We start from the raw sequence: 16,460 nt of genomic DNA on the forward strand, positions 1-16,460 counted from the left end.
ATGTATTTCCACCACAGCGAAGATCGGCAGATGCTGGCCGACATGCTCGGCCGCTACCTCCAGCAGCGTTACCCCTTCGACATCCGCAACAAGATCAGCGCGTCGCCGGAAGGCTGGTCACGCACGCATTGGGCGGAACTGGCGGAACTGGGTGTCGTGGGCGCCCTGTTCGGCGAGGAAGCGGGCGGCTTTGGCGGCACCGGCTTTGACATTGCGGCCGTGTTCGAAGGATTGGGCAAGGCACTCGTGGTCGAGCCGTTCCTTGGCACGCTGATCGCCGGCCAGGCACTGGCCAAGGCCGCGGGCGGGCAGGACGCGCTGCCGGCCGAGGTGCTGGCCGAGGTGATCGCCGGGACCACCCTGCTCGCCTTTGCGCATGAAGAGCCGCAGAGCCGGTACGATCTCCACGACGTCGAGACCCATGCCTTGCCCAACAGCGAGGGCTGGGCGCTCCATGGGCGCAAGGCGGTTGTCCCGCAGATCGAGGCGGCCGATCGCATACTCGTCTCGGCGCGGATCGCCGGCGCACCGGGCGATGAAGCCGGCATCGGCCTGTTCCTTCTCGACAAGGCGGCGGCCCAGGTGCGCGGCTATCCCATGGTTGATGGTGGGCGCGGCGGCGAGCTGGTCCTTGATAACACGCCTGCCACGCTGGTGGCCGAGGATGGCTTCCCCCTCATCGAGCAGGCGATCGCCGCCGGCATCGTCGGGCTTGCCTGGGAGGCCGTCGCGGTGATGGACGTGCTCAAGACCGCTACGCTCGATTACCTGCGCACGCGCAGGCAGTTCGGCGTGCCGATCGGCAAGTTCCAGGCGCTGCAACATCGCATGGCCACCGTGGCGCTGGAGATCGAGCTGGCGCGCTCTGCCGCGATCAGCGCCGCCGATGCGCTGGGCCAGGATCGGCGCACCCGCGAGCGTGCCGTCTCCGCCGCCAAGTACACGATCGGCCGCGTCGGCACGCTGGTGGCCGAGGAAGCCATCCAGATGCATGGTGGCATCGGCATGACGTGGGAGCTGCCACTCTCGCACTACGCCAAGCGGCTGACGATGATTGGCCACCAGCTCGGCGACGAAGACCATCATCTTGGCCGCTTCATCGCGTTGGGGCACGCCTGATGAGCAGCGACGCATTGCCCTCGGCCGCACTGCTTGCTTTCCAGCTGGGCGACTGGCTGGACGCACTGGGCGGGGATGACCATGGCACGTTCCTCGCCATGCTGGAAATGGCGCACAAGCTCGCGGCAGACGAATTCATGCCGCACTATCGCCAGGCCGACCTACAGGAACCAACGCTCGATACCGATGGCGTACATATTCTGCCCGCGATCAAGCAGGCCCTGGCCCGCTATGCCGAACTCGGCCTGTTCGGCATCAGCTTCCCCGAAGAGCTTGGCGGGCTCGGTCTTCCCACGACGACGTCGCTGGCGCTGTATGCGGTCTTTGCCGCAGCCAATGTGTCGACCTCTGCCTATCCGATGCTGACGACGGCCAATGCCCGTCTCATCACCGCGTTTGGCACGCCCGCGCAAATCACGCGGTTCGCGCGGCCGCAGATCGCAGGGCGCTGGTTTGGCACGATGTGCTTATCAGAGCCGCAAGCCGGGTCGAGCCTGGGCGATATCCGCACCCGCGCCACCCCCGATGGCGAGGACGAGCACGGCGTCCGGTATCGGATCACCGGCAACAAGATGTGGATTTCGGGCGGCGACCAGGATGTGAGCGAGAATATCGTCCACCTCGTCCTCGCCAAGATCACCGACGAAAATGGCGCGCTTCCTGCCGGATCGAAGGGCATCTCGTTGTTCATCGTGCCCAAATGGCTTGCGGATGGATCGCCCAACGATGTCGTCGTGGCCGGGCTCAACCACAAGATGGGCTTTCGCGGCACGTCCAACTGCCTGCTCAATTTCGGCGAGCGCGAGGGCGCGATCGGATGGCGCGTCGGCGCGCCGGGCCAGGGGCTTGCCCAGATGTTCATGATGATGAACGAGGCCCGGATCGGGGTTGGCATGGGCGCGGCCGCGCTGGCCTATCGCGGGTATCGCCAATCGCTGCGCTATGCGCGCGAACGGCTGCAAGGCCGCGCTGTCGGCACCAAGGGCGGCGATCCGCTGCCGATTATCGACCATCCCGACGTTCGCGGCATGATCCTGCGGCAAAAGGTCTATGCCGAGGGTGCGATCGCGCTCTGCCTCTATTGCGCGCACCTTGTCGATCAGGCGAGCGAGGATGCAGAGGCGCTGCTCGCGCTGCTCACCCCGGTGGCCAAGACGTGGTCGTCCGAGTTCGGTCTCGCCGCCAACGACCTCGCCATCCAGGTTCTGGGCGGATACGGCTACACGCGCGATTTCGATGTCGAGCAGCTCTACCGCGACAACCGCCTCAACCCGATCCACGAAGGCACCACGGGCATCCAGGCGATAGACCTGCTGGGACGCAAGATCCTGTTTTCCGACGGGCGCGGCCTTGCCATGCTGCGCGACAGGATCACCGCCACGGCGGCATGCGCGGATAGCGCCCTGGCCGGTTGCGCCACTGCCCTGACTGCCTTCTGGGACCGACTGGCACAGACCATTGCCGGGCTGCAGAAGCGCAGCGGCGCTGACACCTTTGACGATGCGACGCTGTTTCTGCGCGCCTTCGGCCACGGTGTCGTGATGTGGTTGTGGTTGGACCAGGCCGGGAAGGCCGCCGTCGATAGTCCGCTGCGCCCCGGCATCCTCGCTGCGTGCCGTTTCATGGCCGAAACCGAACTGCCACAGGCGCTGGCGTGGCTCCGCGTGGTCGACACGCACAGCGATCTGGTGCGCAACCTGCCGGAAGAGGCATTCGCATGACCGATTTTACCGCTGCCATCCAGGCAGAGATCGGCATAACCCGCCATTCGGACTGGGTCATCGTCGATCAGAAGATGATCGATCTCTTCGCCGACGCGACGCACGACCACCAGTTCATCCACGTCGATCCGGCGCGCGCGGCGCAAACGCCGTTCGGCGGCACGATCGCGCACGGCTTCCTCACCCTGTCATTGCTCGCCTGGCTCGATGGCTCGATCACCCGCCCCGCGATGCCGCCTGTCAAGATGGGCGTGAATTATGGGCTGGACCGCGTGCGGTTCATCTCGCCGGTTCGCTCTGGCAGCCGGATTCGCCTGGCGTCGACACTTGTCGATATCACCGAGAAGGCGCCCGGCCGCTTTCAGCAGACACTCGATGTCTCGATAGAGATCGAGGGGCACGCCAAGCCTGCTCTTGCCGCCATGTGGCTCACCCAATTCACGATTTGAAAAATCAGGAGATTTTCGTGCGCGAAGCCGTCATCGTTTCCACCGCCCGTACGCCGATCGGCCGCGCCTATCGCGGCGCGTTCAACGCCACCCCCTCCCCCACGCTCGCCGCGCATGCGATCCGCAGCGCCGTCGAGCGGGCCGGCGTGGACCCGGCCGAAATTGACGATTGCATCATCGGCTCTGCCTTGCCGCAGGGCGTGCAGCACACGATCGGGCGCACCGCCGCCTTGCGCGCTGGCCTGCCGGTAACGGTCTCGGGCCTCACCATCGACCGGCAATGCTCCTCCGGGCTCATGGCGATCGCCACGGCTGCCAAGCAGGTCATCGTCGATCGCATGGACGTGGTCGTTGCCGGCGGCGTTGAATCCATTTCGCTGGTGCAGACGCCGCAAATGCGGGTGGAGCCCGATCGCGCGCTGCTCGCGATGGTACCAGACATCTACATGCCGATGCTTCAGACCGCCGAGATTGTCGCCAAGCGCTATGGCATCTCGCGCGCCGCGCAGGATGCCTATGCGTTGCGCTCGCAGCAACAGACGGCCAGAGCCCAGGCCGCCGGGGCCTTCGACCAGGAAATCGTACCCGTAACCGCGACGATGGCCGTCGCCGACAAGGCCACCGGCGAAATTTCGCACCGCGACGTCACGCTGACCAAGGACGAGGGCAATCGCCCGGAGACCACGGCAGATGGGCTCGCCGCGCTCAAGCCGGTGGTTGAAGGCGGCGTCATCACCGCGGGCAATGCATCGCAACTGTCCGATGGCGCTTCGGCCTGCGTTGTCATGGAAGCCAGGCTGGCTGCCGATCGCGGGCTCACGCCGCTCGGCCGCTATGTCGGCATGGCAATGGCCGGCACCGAGCCCGATGAAATGGGGATCGGCCCGGTCTTTGCAGTGCCCAAGCTGCTCGAACGGTTCGGCCTTGGCATGGACGACATCGGGCTGTGGGAGCTTAACGAAGCCTTTGCCGTGCAGGTGCTGTATTGCCGCGACACGCTGGGCATTCCCGATGACCGGCTCAACGTCAATGGCGGCGCCATCTCGATCGGGCATCCCTATGGCATGTCGGGCGCACGCATGGTCGGTCACGCGTTGATCGAGGGCAAGCGGCGCGGTGCGCGGCACGTTGTCGTGACGATGTGCGTGGGCGGCGGCATGGGCGCGGCCGGCCTGTTCGAGGTGCTGTGATGAAGGCGCTCATCTCGCGCGCGCCCGGCGGCCCTGAAACGCTGGAACTGGCCGAGCTGCCAACACCGCAGCCCGGCCGATCGGAACTGCGGATCCGCGTCATCGCCTGCGCCATCAACTATCCCGATGTGCTTATCATCGAGGACAAGTACCAGTTCAAGCCAACCCGCCCCTTCGCACCGGGCTCGGAGGTTTGCGGTGTCGTCGATGCGCTCGGCGAGGGCGTGGAGGATTGGGCGATCGGCGATCGGTTGATCGCGATCACGCTTGGCGGCGGGCTGGCCGAACAGGTCATCGTTCCCGCCGCCTCGGCCATCCGCCTGCCCGACGGCGCCGATCCGGTCGAAGGCGCCGCGCTCGTGTTCACCTATGGCACCACGATCCACGCGCTGAAGGATCGCGGGCAACTCAAGGCTGGTGAAACGCTGCTGGTCCTGGGCGCGGCGGGCGGCATCGGCCTGTCTGCGATCGAGATCGGCAAGGCGCTTGGCGCCACGGTCGTCGCCGCCGTTTCCAGCGCGGAAAAGGCCGCCGCCGCGCGCCAGGCCGGGGCCGACAGCACGGTGATCTATCCATCAGGCCCCTTGGACAAGGCCGCGTCCAAGGCACTGGCCGAAACGTTCAAGGCAGCCGTGGGCCCACACGGCGCGCATGTGATCTACGATCCCGTGGGTGGCGACTATGCCGAGCCGGCGCTCCGCAGCATTGCCTGGGAAGGTCGCTACCTCGTCACCGGCTTCCCGGCGGGGATACCGCACCTGCCGCTCAACCTGACGCTGTTGAAAGCCTGCGACGTGCGCGGCGTTTTCTGGGGCGGCTTCGTTTCCCGCGAACCGGAACGCCATCGCGCCCATGTGCGCGAGTTGCTGCACTGGTGGCAGAACGGACAGATCAAGCCACGGATCGACCGCGTCTTCCCCCTCGCCGAAGGCGGCGCCGCGATCGCGCGGCTGGCCAACCGTTCGGCCATCGGCAAGGTCGTCGTGAGACTGTCGCACGACGCCTAAGGTCTGTGGACGAATGCGATGCCCGGAAACGCTCAGTTGCGGTCATGCTGGCGTTTTGCACAAACAGAACAGCTGGACCCCGGATCAAGTCCGGGGTGACGATAAGTACATATGTTCTCTCAAATTCTTCGTCACCCCGGACTTGATCCGGGGTCCAGCTTGATAACTTGCACCTTGGCTGCCGTCATCGCGCATGCGGCAGCCAGCCACCAGTTTCGGTGGTTCCTGAAGCGCTGGATTTGTCCACGCGGGCTGGGCGCCGCGCCGGGGTTGCGCTTGGTTTACAACCCGCCAGTGAGACCTCTCGCTGCTGCTGCCTTCCGTCGGGCAAGCAGCAGCGAGCAGCATCGATCAGGCCTGGCCCGCCGGCTGGCCGGCTGGAACTTCGGCCACCTTGGCGTCCTTGAACAGGGCGTCATACTTGGTTTCGAGGTTCTTGAACTCGGTCCCGCAGATTTTGTCCCACCAGCGGAAATACAATCCATAGTTTCCGCGGACCATCTGGTGATGCATGTAGTGATGCATCGCGGTGTTCTTCCACTTCAGCACCGGAACCTTGAGCCACCAGGACGGATAGACTTCATAACCAAGGTGGCCGATCACGTTCAACGCCAGCTGGCCCAGCCCCCAGACCACCGGGATCGAAACGTGCCACGGCAAGAGGAGAAACAGGGGGAGCATGGCCACCGCCGCGCCTGCTTCGCCCAGCGCCTCCAGCGGGTGGAAGTGGAACGCCGAGTAAGGCGTCGGGTCGGTGCTCTCGTGGTGAACCTTGTGCACCCGATCATACAGCTTCGGGTGATGCATGATGCGATGCATCCAATAGAAATACGCATCGTGGATCACGAACACAAAGAACAGGATCATCGCGTAATAGGCCCACCCGTGGGTGGCGATGTCGCTATAGCTGTTTTTTTCCGATGCCGGGACGAGAAACGCCGTCCAGATATCGACAGCAATGAAAATCACCTGCGTGCAGGTGCTGAACAGCGCCTCGCGAAACACCTGGCTGGGCTTGGGCCAAGGCTTGCGCGACAGCTTGCGTTTCTTCAGGGGCTTGTCGAGCAGCACCCAGAACACCACGAAGAAGGTAGTCGCAAAGGCGATGTACTTCGCGGTTTCACTAAAAAAGATCTGCACCTGCTCGTTGGCTTCCGAGCCGAGCAGGGGATTGATGACGGTGGCCAGCAAGGCTGCGCCGGCGCCGCCCAATCCGATCCAGATCGGCGTGCGTGTCGACTTTATCGGGCCTTCTCTTGTCGCCATGGGATTTCCTCGCGTTGAGCCGGCCCGCCGTACCGAGCTTCAATGGAGGAAATGTGGAGGGAAGTTGGAGCGCGCGTGGCGAAGGCCAATGCGTGGCGACGCCCACAAGGACGCCGCCCGCATCGGCAATCACAGACGGACCAGTCCGTGCCGCGCCAGCATCGCATGCGGCTGCGCATCGCGCCCCCGGAACGCGCGAAAGCTTTCCGCTGCCGAACGACTGGCACCCCGTGCGAGGATGTCGTCGCGCAGCTTTTCCGCCGTGGCGCGATCGATCGTGCCGGCCTCGGCAAAGCGTTGGAACCCATCGGCAGCCAGCACTTCTGCCCAGAGATAGCTGTAATAGCCAGATGCATAGGCGCCCGCGAAAATATGGGTGAAGGCATGCGGGAAGCGGTGCCAGGCCGGTGGATGCACCACGGCCACCTCGTCGCGCACCGCCGCGATCACCTCGATCGGGTCGCTTCCCAGCGTTCCGAGATGCAGGAACAGGTCGAACAGCGCCAATTCGACCTGGCGCACAATGAACATGCCCGACAGGAAATGACGCGCGGCAACGAGCGTGTCGAACACCGCATCGGGCAACGACGCACCGGTTTCATGGTGGCCCGACATGTCGCGCAACGTGGCGCGATCCCACGCAAAATCCTCCATCAACTGGCTGGGCAGTTCGATTGCATCCCACTCGAACCCGTTGGTGCCGGCAATGTTGGGGCGGTCAACGCGCGTGAACAGGTGATGCAGGCAATGCCCGGTCTCGTGCAGGAAAGTGACAACCTCCTTGTGGCTGAGCAGCGAAGGCGCATCGTGCGTCTTCGGCGCGAAGTTGCAGACGAGGTAGGCAACCGGCACGCGCCGGACATTGCCGTCGTTCAGCCGGGGCCGCGCCTGCGCCATCCAGGCGCCACCGCGCTTGCCCGGGCGGGCATGCAGATCGACATAGACGCCCGCGAAGACCATCCCTTGTTCGTCGGCCACGTCGTAATAGCATGCATCGGGATGATAGACGGCAATGTCGGGCCGCGCAGTCAGGCGAATGCCGAACAAGCGGCCGAGCAGCCGCTGCCAGCCCGCGACGACGCGCTCCACCGGGAAATGGGCGCGCACCTGCTGCTCGTCGATCGCATACTGCGCCTCGCGCATCCGCTCGCCGACATAAGCGATGTCCCACGGTTGCAGGTCGGCGATGCCCAGATATGCCGCCGCATAGCCGGCCAGCGCGGCGATCTCTGCCGTTGCGGCAGGTTTCGCACGGTCAGCAAGATCACGCAGGAAAGCAATGACCTCGCCCGCGCCCGGCGCCATCTTGGTGGCAAGCGACCATTCGACCGGGTCGGCAAAGCCGAGCAGCCGGGCAGCCTCGTGGCGCCGCACGAGGATATCGGCGATCCGCTGCGAATTGTCGAACTGCCCGGCATGGGGCCCCTGATCAGAGGCGCGCGTGCCGGCGGCGGCATAGACCCGCTCGCGCAGGTCGCGGTTTGCCGCGAAAGTCAGGACGGCGCTGACACTCGGCATCTGCAGCGTGACGACCCACCCCGAAAGGCCCTTGGCCCGCGCCGCCTCGGCGAACATCGCCTTGTCCGTATCTGCAAGCCCGGCGAGCAGCGCTTCGTCCGTGATATGTTCAAACCAGGCGTCGGTGGCATCGAGCACGGCATTGCCGAACGCGGTCGAGAGCTGCGACAGTTCCACCGAGAGCGCGGCAAAGCGGGCGCGATCCTGAGGCGGGAGGGCCACGCCGGCGAGTGTGAAGTCGCGAACCCTGTGCAGCACGGCGGCGTGATCCGCATCGGCAAGCCCGGCAAACTCGCTGGTCCGGGTCAGCGCGACCAGCACAGCATAGAGCGCCTCGTTCTGCATGACCCGAAGGTGGTTTTCGACCAGCAGCACTTCGCCGGCAGCGTAGGCCGCGCGTAGATCGGGCGTGTCGGCAACGCCGTGAAGATGCGACACGGCAGACCAGATGCCCGCAATCGCCGTGTCGACGCGTTCCAATGGCATCCATGCCTCGGCAAAGCGGGTCGGCCGGGTCTCGACGATCCTGGCAACCACTGCGCGGTGTTCGGCAATCGCCCGGTCAAGCGCGGGTACGATGTGCTCAGGTCGGATATCCTCAAAACGCGGCAGTGCCAGCGTGTCGAGCAGCGGGTTCGGTGTCATCGATGTCCCTTTCAGACTGTCAGGCCGGTGTCGGCGCCGTCGGCTGCGATCGCATGGCTGTTGTGCCCGGCCATGTAGCGCTCGGCTTCCAGTGCAGCCATGCAGCCCATGCCGGCAGACGTAACGGCCTGGCGGAACTGCTTGTCCTGCACATCACCCGCCGCGAACACACCGGGCACGCTGGTTGCGGTGGAACCGGGGGTGACGAGGATGTAGCCCTCCTCGTCCATGTGCAGTTGCCCCTGGAAGAGGGCAGTGGCCGGATCGTGGCCGATCGCGACAAACAGCCCATGCACCGCCAGCTGCGATACCGCGCCATCACGCGTGTCGCGCAGGGCCACGCCGGTTACACCAGCGCTGTTGCCCAGCACCTCGGCCACTTCAGCGTTCCACACCATCTCGATCCTGGGATTGGCATGAAGGCGCGCCTGGTTGGTCCGATCGGCCCGCAAGGTGTCGCGGCGGTGGATCAGATAGACCTTCTCGGCGAAATTGGTCAGGTACAGTGCTTCCTCGACCGCCGTATTGCCGCCGCCGACGACCGCGCAAATCCGCCCCCGGTAAAAGAATCCGTCGCACGTCGCGCAGGCCGATACGCCGCGCCCGCGAAATTCGGTCTCGCTGCCCAGCCCCAACCAGCGCGCTGACGCACCAGTGGCGATGACGATCGTGTCAGCGGTATAGTGTACGCCGCCATCACCGATTGCCAGGAACGGCGCCCGCCCCAGATCGACCTTGACGATGACGTCGCCGACCACGTCGACGCCCGCCTGGCGCACCTGTTCGCCCATTCGCGCCATCAGATCGGGACCGAGCACGCTGGCGTCGCCGGGCCAGTTCTCGACATCGGTGGTAATGGTCAATTGCCCACCGGGCTGCGGCCCTTCGACCAGCGTGGGCGCCAGCGCCGCTCGCGCGGCATAAATGGCCGCGGTATACCCTGCCGGGCCAGAGCCGATGATCAGGACCTTGCTGTGGCGGATGTCTGCCTCGGCGACCCCCGCGATTTCGCGTTCCAGCGTCATTGCGCCGCAAGCCGTGTTGCGGCGATCGGCGCCTGTTCCATCAGTTCGATCGCCTTCCAGGCCAGGGCCCGATATCGCGCGCTCGATTCCTCCATGAGATCCAGCCGCACGCGAAATTGCTCTGCCAGCGCCGGATGATCGGCATCCAGGATCGCCAGCACGCGGTCGAGCCCAGAGAGTTCGGCCTTGTATCCGTCGGTCTCTGCCTGCTGGCGAATATGGAAGACGCGACTCTCGTTTTCCTCGGTCCAGCCAGCCTCGGACAGCGACAGATGGAGTTCGGCGGTGCCCAGCCCGTTCAGCGTGTCGCGCAGCACGGTCCGCATGGTGCCCGGCCAAGCCGCAGCTTCCACGACCTGTGCGGCCCGGCGTTCCAGCGCCGCTTCATCGACAGCGTCCGTCGCAGCCACGGCGGCGAGGCGCGCGGCTTTCCACGTCTTGCGATCGGGTTCGTCACCGTCGATCACGCGGCGGTGCAGCGCCATGATCGCCTGCCGGCTCTGCTCGACATCGGGATATCGTTCAGTCAGCTTCACCAGGTCCGCGTTGGCGAGCAGGTCGAGCACCAGCTGCGAAACGATCGTCGTAAGATCCGCGCCCACCGGTGTCCGCTCTAGCCAGGCTAGCGCGAAACGCACCGCCTCGGGCTGCGGACGAAAGCCGTTGACCAGCATCGGCAGGGTCTCAGCCAAGGCAAGCGGGTATCCCAGCCGCTCGGCATAGGCGGGCGTATCATCGGCCTCGACGACCGCACCGATAACGTTCGCGTTTCCGTTTTCCCAGGCCGGGAAATAGACGAAGCTACCCGCTGCGACATGCCCCTGCAGGCGATCGAGCGCCTGCGCCTTGACCAGGGGGTCGCCGTGAAACGCAATCACCGCCACTTACTCTGCCCCCACATGCGCATCGACAAAGGCGTCGAGGCGGCTGCGCGACAGGGTGCCAAACGTCCGCGCGGTTTCCGCCCCGTCCTTCACGATCATCAGCAGCGGAATGCCGCGCACTTCGAAACGTTCGGCCAGGCCGGGATTGGCCTCGATATCGACCTTCACGATCTCCATCTCTTCGGCATATTCCTCGGCTATCTCGTCGAGCGTCGGAGCGAGCGCCTTGCACGGCGCGCACCAGGGCGCCCAGAAATCGACCAGCACGGGCTTGTCGCTGTTCATGACGATCTCATCGAAATCCTGCTCGTTGGCATTGCGCATGAAGTGATCCTTTCGGGGGGAAATAAGGTCAGCCGGCTTGCCCACCGACCATCATCCGGTCGATGCGCAGCGTAGGTTGGCCGACACTGACATGCAGCGACTGGCCCTGTTTGCCGCAGGTCGCCATGCCGCTGTCGAGCGCGAGGTCATTGCCGACCATCGAGACGTGGCGCAGCGCCTCATGACCCACGCCGATCAATGTGGCGCCGCGCAAGGGCGCAACCAACCGGCCCTTTTCGACCAGCCAGGCCTCGATCGTGGTGAAGTTGAACCGACCGGTGACAATGTCGACCTGCCCACCATCGAATTCGGTGGCGTAGATCCCACGATCGATCGAGGCGATGATGTCCGTCGGGTCCGCGTGGCCGTTCGCCAGAAACGTGTTGGTCATGCGCGGCAGCGGCAAGTGCGCATAGGATTGGCGGCGGCCATTCCCGGTCGAGCGGGCATTCATCAGCCCGGCATTGAGCCGGTCCTGCATCAGCCCGGTCAACACGCCGTCGTCCACCAGCACGGTGCGATCGGGCGCGGTGCCTTCGTCGTCGATGCCGAGTGATCCCAGACGCCCTGGGATGCCGCCGTCATCGATCACGGTCACACCGGGCGCGGCGATCCGCTCGCCCATCTTGCCGTCGAAGGCAGAGAGATGCTTGCGATGGTGATCGCCCTCCAGACCGTGCCCCACCGCCTCGTGAAACAGCACGCCGGGATAGCCCGGCCCCAGCACGATCGGCATTTCGCCAACGGGCGCTGGGATCGCCTCGAGATTGTTGAGCGCCATACGCGTCGCCGTCGCGACCATGGTGTCGATCGCGGCGGCATCGAAGCCATCGAGCCCCGCCCGCCGTCCCAGTCCCGCCTGCCCGCGTGCGCGGCGGCCACCCTGCTCCGCGATCACGATCATCGACAGGATGGTCATCGGCCGAACATCACCCGCCAGCAGGCCATCGGCATCGGCAACCAGCACCGTCGTGTCGGTCAAACGGACATTGGCATCGACCCGCACGATGCGATGATCCTGGCCACGAGCGCGTTCGTCGATCCGCTCCAGAATGGCGATCCAGGCAGTGGCTTCCGTAACCGCGACAGGATCGAGCGCGGGATAGAGCGCATGGCCGGCGGTGCGGCGGCTGAGTGCGACACCGGGTGAATGGCGCTGGACATCGCCGCCAGGTGCCAGCGTTCTTACCGCACGCGCCGTATCGAGCAGCGCGCCCGGGCGGATATCGGCCGAATGGGCAAAGCGCACCTCGCCCCGGTGGACCGTTCGCGCGCCTACCCCCTGCCGCATCGCAAACATACCCTGGGACACGCGGCCACCTTCAAGCTGCCAGCTGCGCGTGCTGCTTGCTTCGAAATAGAGATCGGCCAGATCGGCGCCGCCGCTAGCCAGCTCGCCCAGCGCGCGGCCGATCGCCGCCTCGTCCAGCCCGGCCGGTTCGAACAACCGCGCCCGCGCGCGGTCGAGCGCAATGTCGCCGCCGTTCATGCCCTGCCCCCCAATTGCATGTCGTCGATCAGGATAGAGCCGGTACGGATCGCCCCGATCCGCGCCACGTCGCGCCCGACCTTGCGAATGGCGGCCAGCATGGCAGGAACAGTGCCCGCAAGCGTCACGTCGGTGACGGCATGGACAATTTCGCCGTCCTCGACCCAGAAGCCCCGCACTGCCTGCGTCCAGTTGCCGCTGGCAGGATCGGTCTTTCCGCCCTGGAAGTGGGTGACGACCAGCCCGCTGCCCAGCATCCGCAGCATCGCGGCCCAATCGCCGCTTTCGGCCGTGCTGGTGAGTGCAAGGTTGTAATAGCCATCGGCGTTGCCCGTCGATGCCATTCCCAGCTTGCGGCCGGAAAAGCTTGACAGGAACAAGCCCTCGGCAACACCCGATCGCAGGATCGCGCGCGAGGAGCCGGCGATCCCCTCGCTATCGAAGCCGCCGCTTGCCAGCCCCAAAGGTTCGAACGGATCTTCGCGCAGGTCCAGATGCGCAGCGGCCACGCAGCGCCCCACCGGGTCTGGCAGGAAGCTCATGCGTCGATATTGCGACGCCCCGTTCAGCGCGCCAGCCACGATGTCGATCAGGGTTGCGGCCGTGCGCGGTTCGAACAACACCGCGCAACGGCGGCTGCCCACGGCCCGCGCACCCAGTGCCCGGCGCGCGCGCGCCGCCGCGTCGCGCGCCAGCGTTTCGGGCGCAATCAGGGCCTCAATCCGCCGTTCCTGCGACTGGCAGAAATCGGAAATGCTGCCACCATCGTCCTGCGCCAGCATCACCGTCCAGCGCGCATCGTTGGAGCGCAATGCAGTGCGACAGAACCCATCGCTGGTCGCCAGGGCCCACAGGCCCTCGGTGGCCAAGGCCACGGACTCCCCGGCGCGCAACCGGCTGTCCGACGCAGCGATTTCGGCGGTAATCCGGTCCAGCGCGCGCGCTGCTTCCAGCATCGCCTGGGCACTGCGCGGGCTGTCGCCATAGAGCAACGGTGCGGGGCCGGCAAAGGCCAGGCGATCGGCCGGCGGCAGATCGGCATCGGGATCGGGCTGGACATGCGCGGCGATCAGCATCGCCTCTTCCACCACGCGGTCGATCGCCGCCCGGTCGAATCCCGCGGTCGAGGCCGATCCCCGGCGGCCATTGTGAAACACGGTCAAGCCGAGGCTTTGGCTGCCGCTGCGCTCGGCCATCTCGATCTCGCCATCGCGCACCGCCGTCTTGGCGATGCCCTCATGCCGAACCGAGGCGCGCGCCCGCGCGCCGCGCTTGGCCGCCTGTTCGACCGCCCACTGCGCCGCATCGCGCAAGGCCGCCTCATCGTGGGTCAACAAAGCGGTCATACCGCGCCCTCAACCCGCGCAAAGCTGGCATGGCCATGATGCAGGGTCAGGCGGTGGGTGTGATAGGCCGCCAACCGCTCGTTATGGACGACGCTGACGATGGTCGCGTGCGGCATCGCATCCAGGACTGCTTGATAGAAATACGCTGCATTGTCGGCGTCCAGCGCGCTCGTCGCCTCGTCCAGCACCAGCAGGCTGGGCCGCTGCAGCAGAATGCGGGCAAGCGCCACGCGCTGCTGCTCCCCTGGCGACAGTTCGTCCTGCCACATGCGCAGCGCGTGCATGTCCGCGACATGGGCGTCGAGCCGCACGCGTTCGAGCAATGCCGCGATGGTCGCGTCGTCATGATCTTCCGACCGATCGGGAAAGCAGATCGCGTTCTTGAGCGTGCCGAGCGGGAGGTAGAGCCGCTGCGGCACCAGCATCGCTGTGCCACGCCGGGTCATCGCCACCTGGCCCGTCCCGTCGGGCCAGAGGCCAGCCATGGCGCGCAGCAGCGTGGTCTTGCCCGTACCCGAAGGCCCTTCGATCACCCAGCGCTCGCCGTCGCGGATCGTCCAGTCCGCCACCGACAGCAGGGGCTCCCCATTCGGGCGGCGCAGCATCAAGCCGGTTGCGCTGATGGCCACGCCATCGGGCGTGCCACCCGGCGCAAAGCCGATGCCGCGCGGGCGTTCGTGATCGATCGCGTCGTCCAGGGCCTTCAAGCGGTTGAAGTTGGCGATCTGGCGCGCGATGCCCGGATAGCCGAGAACGATATAAGACAAGTTGCTGGAAAACTGTGTGAAGGCATCGCGGGCGGCCTGCACCTGTCCGAACGTAATGGCGCCAGCGAAATACTTGGGCACTGTCAGGAACAGCGGCACGATCGCCATGACCTGCTGATAGATGCTCTGCCCCGCCTGCAACCCGGCATTGGCCAGCATCAGCCGATACCAGTTGCGCCTGATGTTGGCGAAGGTCTCGCGAAGGCCGTGCAGTTCTATGCCCTGGGCGCCTGAAAAGGCGATCTGTTCGCTGTTGCGCCGGACGTGGAGCAGTTCGCTGCGGAAATCGGCATCGTAATGCTGCTCTCGCATGCGCCGCCGGACAAACGGCTTGCCGATCCAGGTGATAAGCACCGTGCCGAACAGGACATAGCCGATGGCGAACCAGACAAGGTCGCCACCGGGCAGCGGGATGCGGTAGCCAAACAAGGGAATGGCAAGCGGTCTCGCCGTCTGCACCAATATGGCGGCAAACGCGATCGCCCGCACGAGGCTGAACACCAGCGAAACCAGGATGCTGAGCGGGGACGTGCCATAGATCAGGCCCATGGACGTGAATTCCTTCACATCCTCGGCGATGCGCTGGTCGGGATTGTCGATCATCCGCAGCCGCTCGATCTCGTAAAAGCGATCGCGCGCGAACCAGCGGCCCAGATACCAGTTCGTCAGCCATTGCCGCCACCGGATCGACAGCGTCCAGCCGACGATGTTGTGGGCAGTCGCCGTGCCGATCTGAATTGCAATGATGGTCGCGAAAGCAAGAACCAGCGACAGGAACAGCCCACCCTGGCGCTGCTCGATCGCATCATAGAAGTGGCGCTGCCATTGGTTGGCCAGCAACAGCGCATAGGTCGTGCCCACCTCGATCGCGCAATAGCACGCCACCAGAAGCCACGCCCATTTCCAATCGTCGGACACGAAGTATCGCGTGGTCAACCGCCACGCGTGGGCCCAGCGCTCCCGTGCCGGTTGGTTGGACTGGAGGCCCGCTTCGCGGCGGGCCTCCTCGACGTTGGCAGGCGGTGGCATCATCGCTCGATTATACCCAGTCAGAAAAGGCGCTTGGAAATGCTGAGACGCACCGTGCGCGGCTCGCCCACCGGCACGTAGGTATAGACCGAGGCCGAGCCGTAGTTCCGCCGATCGAAGACGTTGCGGACGCCCAGATTGAGGTTGAAACCCTTGAAGCTCAGGAACACGTTGGCGTCCACCTGCCGCGATGCCGGCACGACATATTGTCCCAGCAGATTGGCAAAGGAACTTGATCGTCCGTACAGGCCCGCCGCCACACCGCCGCTGAGGTCGTCCGAAAGCTTTGTCCGATAGGTCGAATAGACGCTGTAGGTATCGCGCGGTTGCTGCGCGACGACGGTCTGCAGGGCGTTGGTCGTCAACAGCTTGTAATTGGTGCGGGTAAGCGATGCCAGCACCGTCCACCCCCGCAACAGCTGTCCGGCAATGTTCAGGTCTACGCCGCGGCCGCGCTGGCCCGGTCCGGGCAACAGGTTGGTGGGGTCAGCCGGATCGCGAATGATGATGTTATCCTGCTGGATATCGAAATACGATGCGTTGATCGTCGCACGCTTGTGGAAGAGATCGAGCTTGATGCCCGCTTTGTCAACGGCGGAGCAAAAACCGGCCACTGTGGCGGAGTAAAAGTAGGCCACTGACGTTGCGGCAGATTCAAAGCACAGGGGCCCCGATCGGGGC

The 16,460-nt window shown here is 65.4% G+C and carries 14 protein-coding genes; 5 read left to right on the forward strand and 9 right to left on the reverse strand.

The window, feature by feature from the left end; all coding sequences use genetic code 11:
- From C8K14_RS16825 to C8K14_RS16845, 5 genes are read left to right on the forward strand one after another with little or no spacing between them, the layout of a single operon-like run.
- Positions 1-1,119: an acyl-CoA dehydrogenase family protein gene (locus tag C8K14_RS16825; RefSeq protein ID WP_107717760.1), complete on the forward strand. Its 1,119-nt coding sequence runs from the start codon at positions 1-3 to the stop codon at positions 1,117-1,119.
- Complete coding sequence (locus C8K14_RS16830; RefSeq protein ID WP_107717762.1) at positions 1,119-2,840, forward strand: acyl-CoA dehydrogenase; 1,722 nt, start codon at positions 1,119-1,121, stop codon at positions 2,838-2,840. Before C8K14_RS16825 ends, C8K14_RS16830 begins: the two co-directional genes overlap by 1 nt.
- A complete protein-coding gene (locus C8K14_RS16835; protein ID WP_107717763.1) occupies positions 2,837-3,289 on the forward strand; it encodes a MaoC family dehydratase in 453 nt (150 codons plus the stop codon). Before C8K14_RS16830 ends, C8K14_RS16835 begins: the two co-directional genes overlap by 4 nt.
- 17 nt (positions 3,290-3,306) lie before the next feature.
- Positions 3,307-4,479 carry an acetyl-CoA C-acyltransferase gene (locus C8K14_RS16840; RefSeq protein ID WP_062786832.1) on the forward strand — a complete coding sequence of 391 codons (1,173 nt, stop codon included), beginning with the start codon at positions 3,307-3,309 and terminating at the stop codon, positions 4,477-4,479.
- The gene (locus tag C8K14_RS16845; protein WP_107717765.1) at positions 4,479-5,486 is read left to right on the forward strand and encodes an NADPH:quinone oxidoreductase family protein; all 1,008 of its coding nucleotides are present in this window, start codon (positions 4,479-4,481) and stop codon (positions 5,484-5,486) included. The genes C8K14_RS16840 and C8K14_RS16845 overlap by 1 nt, the downstream gene beginning before the upstream one ends.
- Positions 5,487-5,837: 351 nt before the next feature.
- Here C8K14_RS16845 and C8K14_RS16850 read toward each other — a convergent pair whose 3' ends face one another.
- From C8K14_RS16850 to C8K14_RS16890, 9 genes are all read right to left on the reverse strand, one after another.
- A complete protein-coding gene (locus C8K14_RS16850; protein WP_082209250.1) occupies positions 5,838-6,752 on the reverse strand; it encodes a sterol desaturase family protein in 915 nt (304 codons plus the stop codon).
- Positions 6,753-6,881: 129 nt separating this feature from the next.
- Positions 6,882-8,915, reverse strand: coding sequence for a M3 family metallopeptidase (locus tag C8K14_RS16855; RefSeq protein WP_107717767.1), 2,034 nt, complete (start codon positions 8,913-8,915; stop codon positions 6,882-6,884).
- Between the two features lie 11 nt (positions 8,916-8,926).
- On the reverse strand, positions 8,927-9,940 hold the full coding sequence (gene trxB, locus C8K14_RS16860; RefSeq protein ID WP_107717769.1) for a thioredoxin-disulfide reductase: 1,014 nt from the start codon (positions 9,938-9,940) through the stop codon (positions 8,927-8,929).
- The gene (locus tag C8K14_RS16865) at positions 9,937-10,818 is read right to left on the reverse strand and encodes a hypothetical protein (protein WP_133726861.1); all 882 of its coding nucleotides are present in this window, start codon (positions 10,816-10,818) and stop codon (positions 9,937-9,939) included. Before C8K14_RS16865 ends, trxB begins: the two co-directional genes overlap by 4 nt.
- 6 nt (positions 10,819-10,824) lie before the next feature.
- Entirely contained in the window at positions 10,825-11,148 is a 324-nt protein-coding gene (gene trxA, locus C8K14_RS16870) for a thioredoxin (RefSeq protein ID WP_022677741.1), read from the reverse strand.
- A gap of 28 nt (positions 11,149-11,176) precedes the next feature.
- Complete coding sequence (locus C8K14_RS16875) at positions 11,177-12,637, reverse strand: metallopeptidase TldD-related protein (protein ID WP_107717773.1); 1,461 nt, start codon at positions 12,635-12,637, stop codon at positions 11,177-11,179.
- Entirely contained in the window at positions 12,634-13,983 is a 1,350-nt protein-coding gene (locus tag C8K14_RS16880) for a TldD/PmbA family protein (RefSeq protein WP_107717775.1), read from the reverse strand. Before C8K14_RS16880 ends, C8K14_RS16875 begins: the two co-directional genes overlap by 4 nt.
- Entirely contained in the window at positions 13,980-15,782 is a 1,803-nt protein-coding gene (locus tag C8K14_RS16885) for an ABC transporter ATP-binding protein/permease (protein WP_233251123.1), read from the reverse strand. The genes C8K14_RS16880 and C8K14_RS16885 overlap by 4 nt, the downstream gene beginning before the upstream one ends.
- A gap of 17 nt (positions 15,783-15,799) precedes the next feature.
- Positions 15,800-16,460 (reverse strand): TonB-dependent receptor domain-containing protein (locus C8K14_RS16890; RefSeq protein WP_133726862.1); only part of this gene is annotated, 661 nt, incomplete at its 5' end.

The sequence above is a fragment of the Novosphingobium sp. GV079 genome (genome assembly GCF_003058045.1).
Classification (GTDB): Bacteria; Pseudomonadota; Alphaproteobacteria; order Sphingomonadales; family Sphingomonadaceae; genus Novosphingobium; species Novosphingobium capsulatum.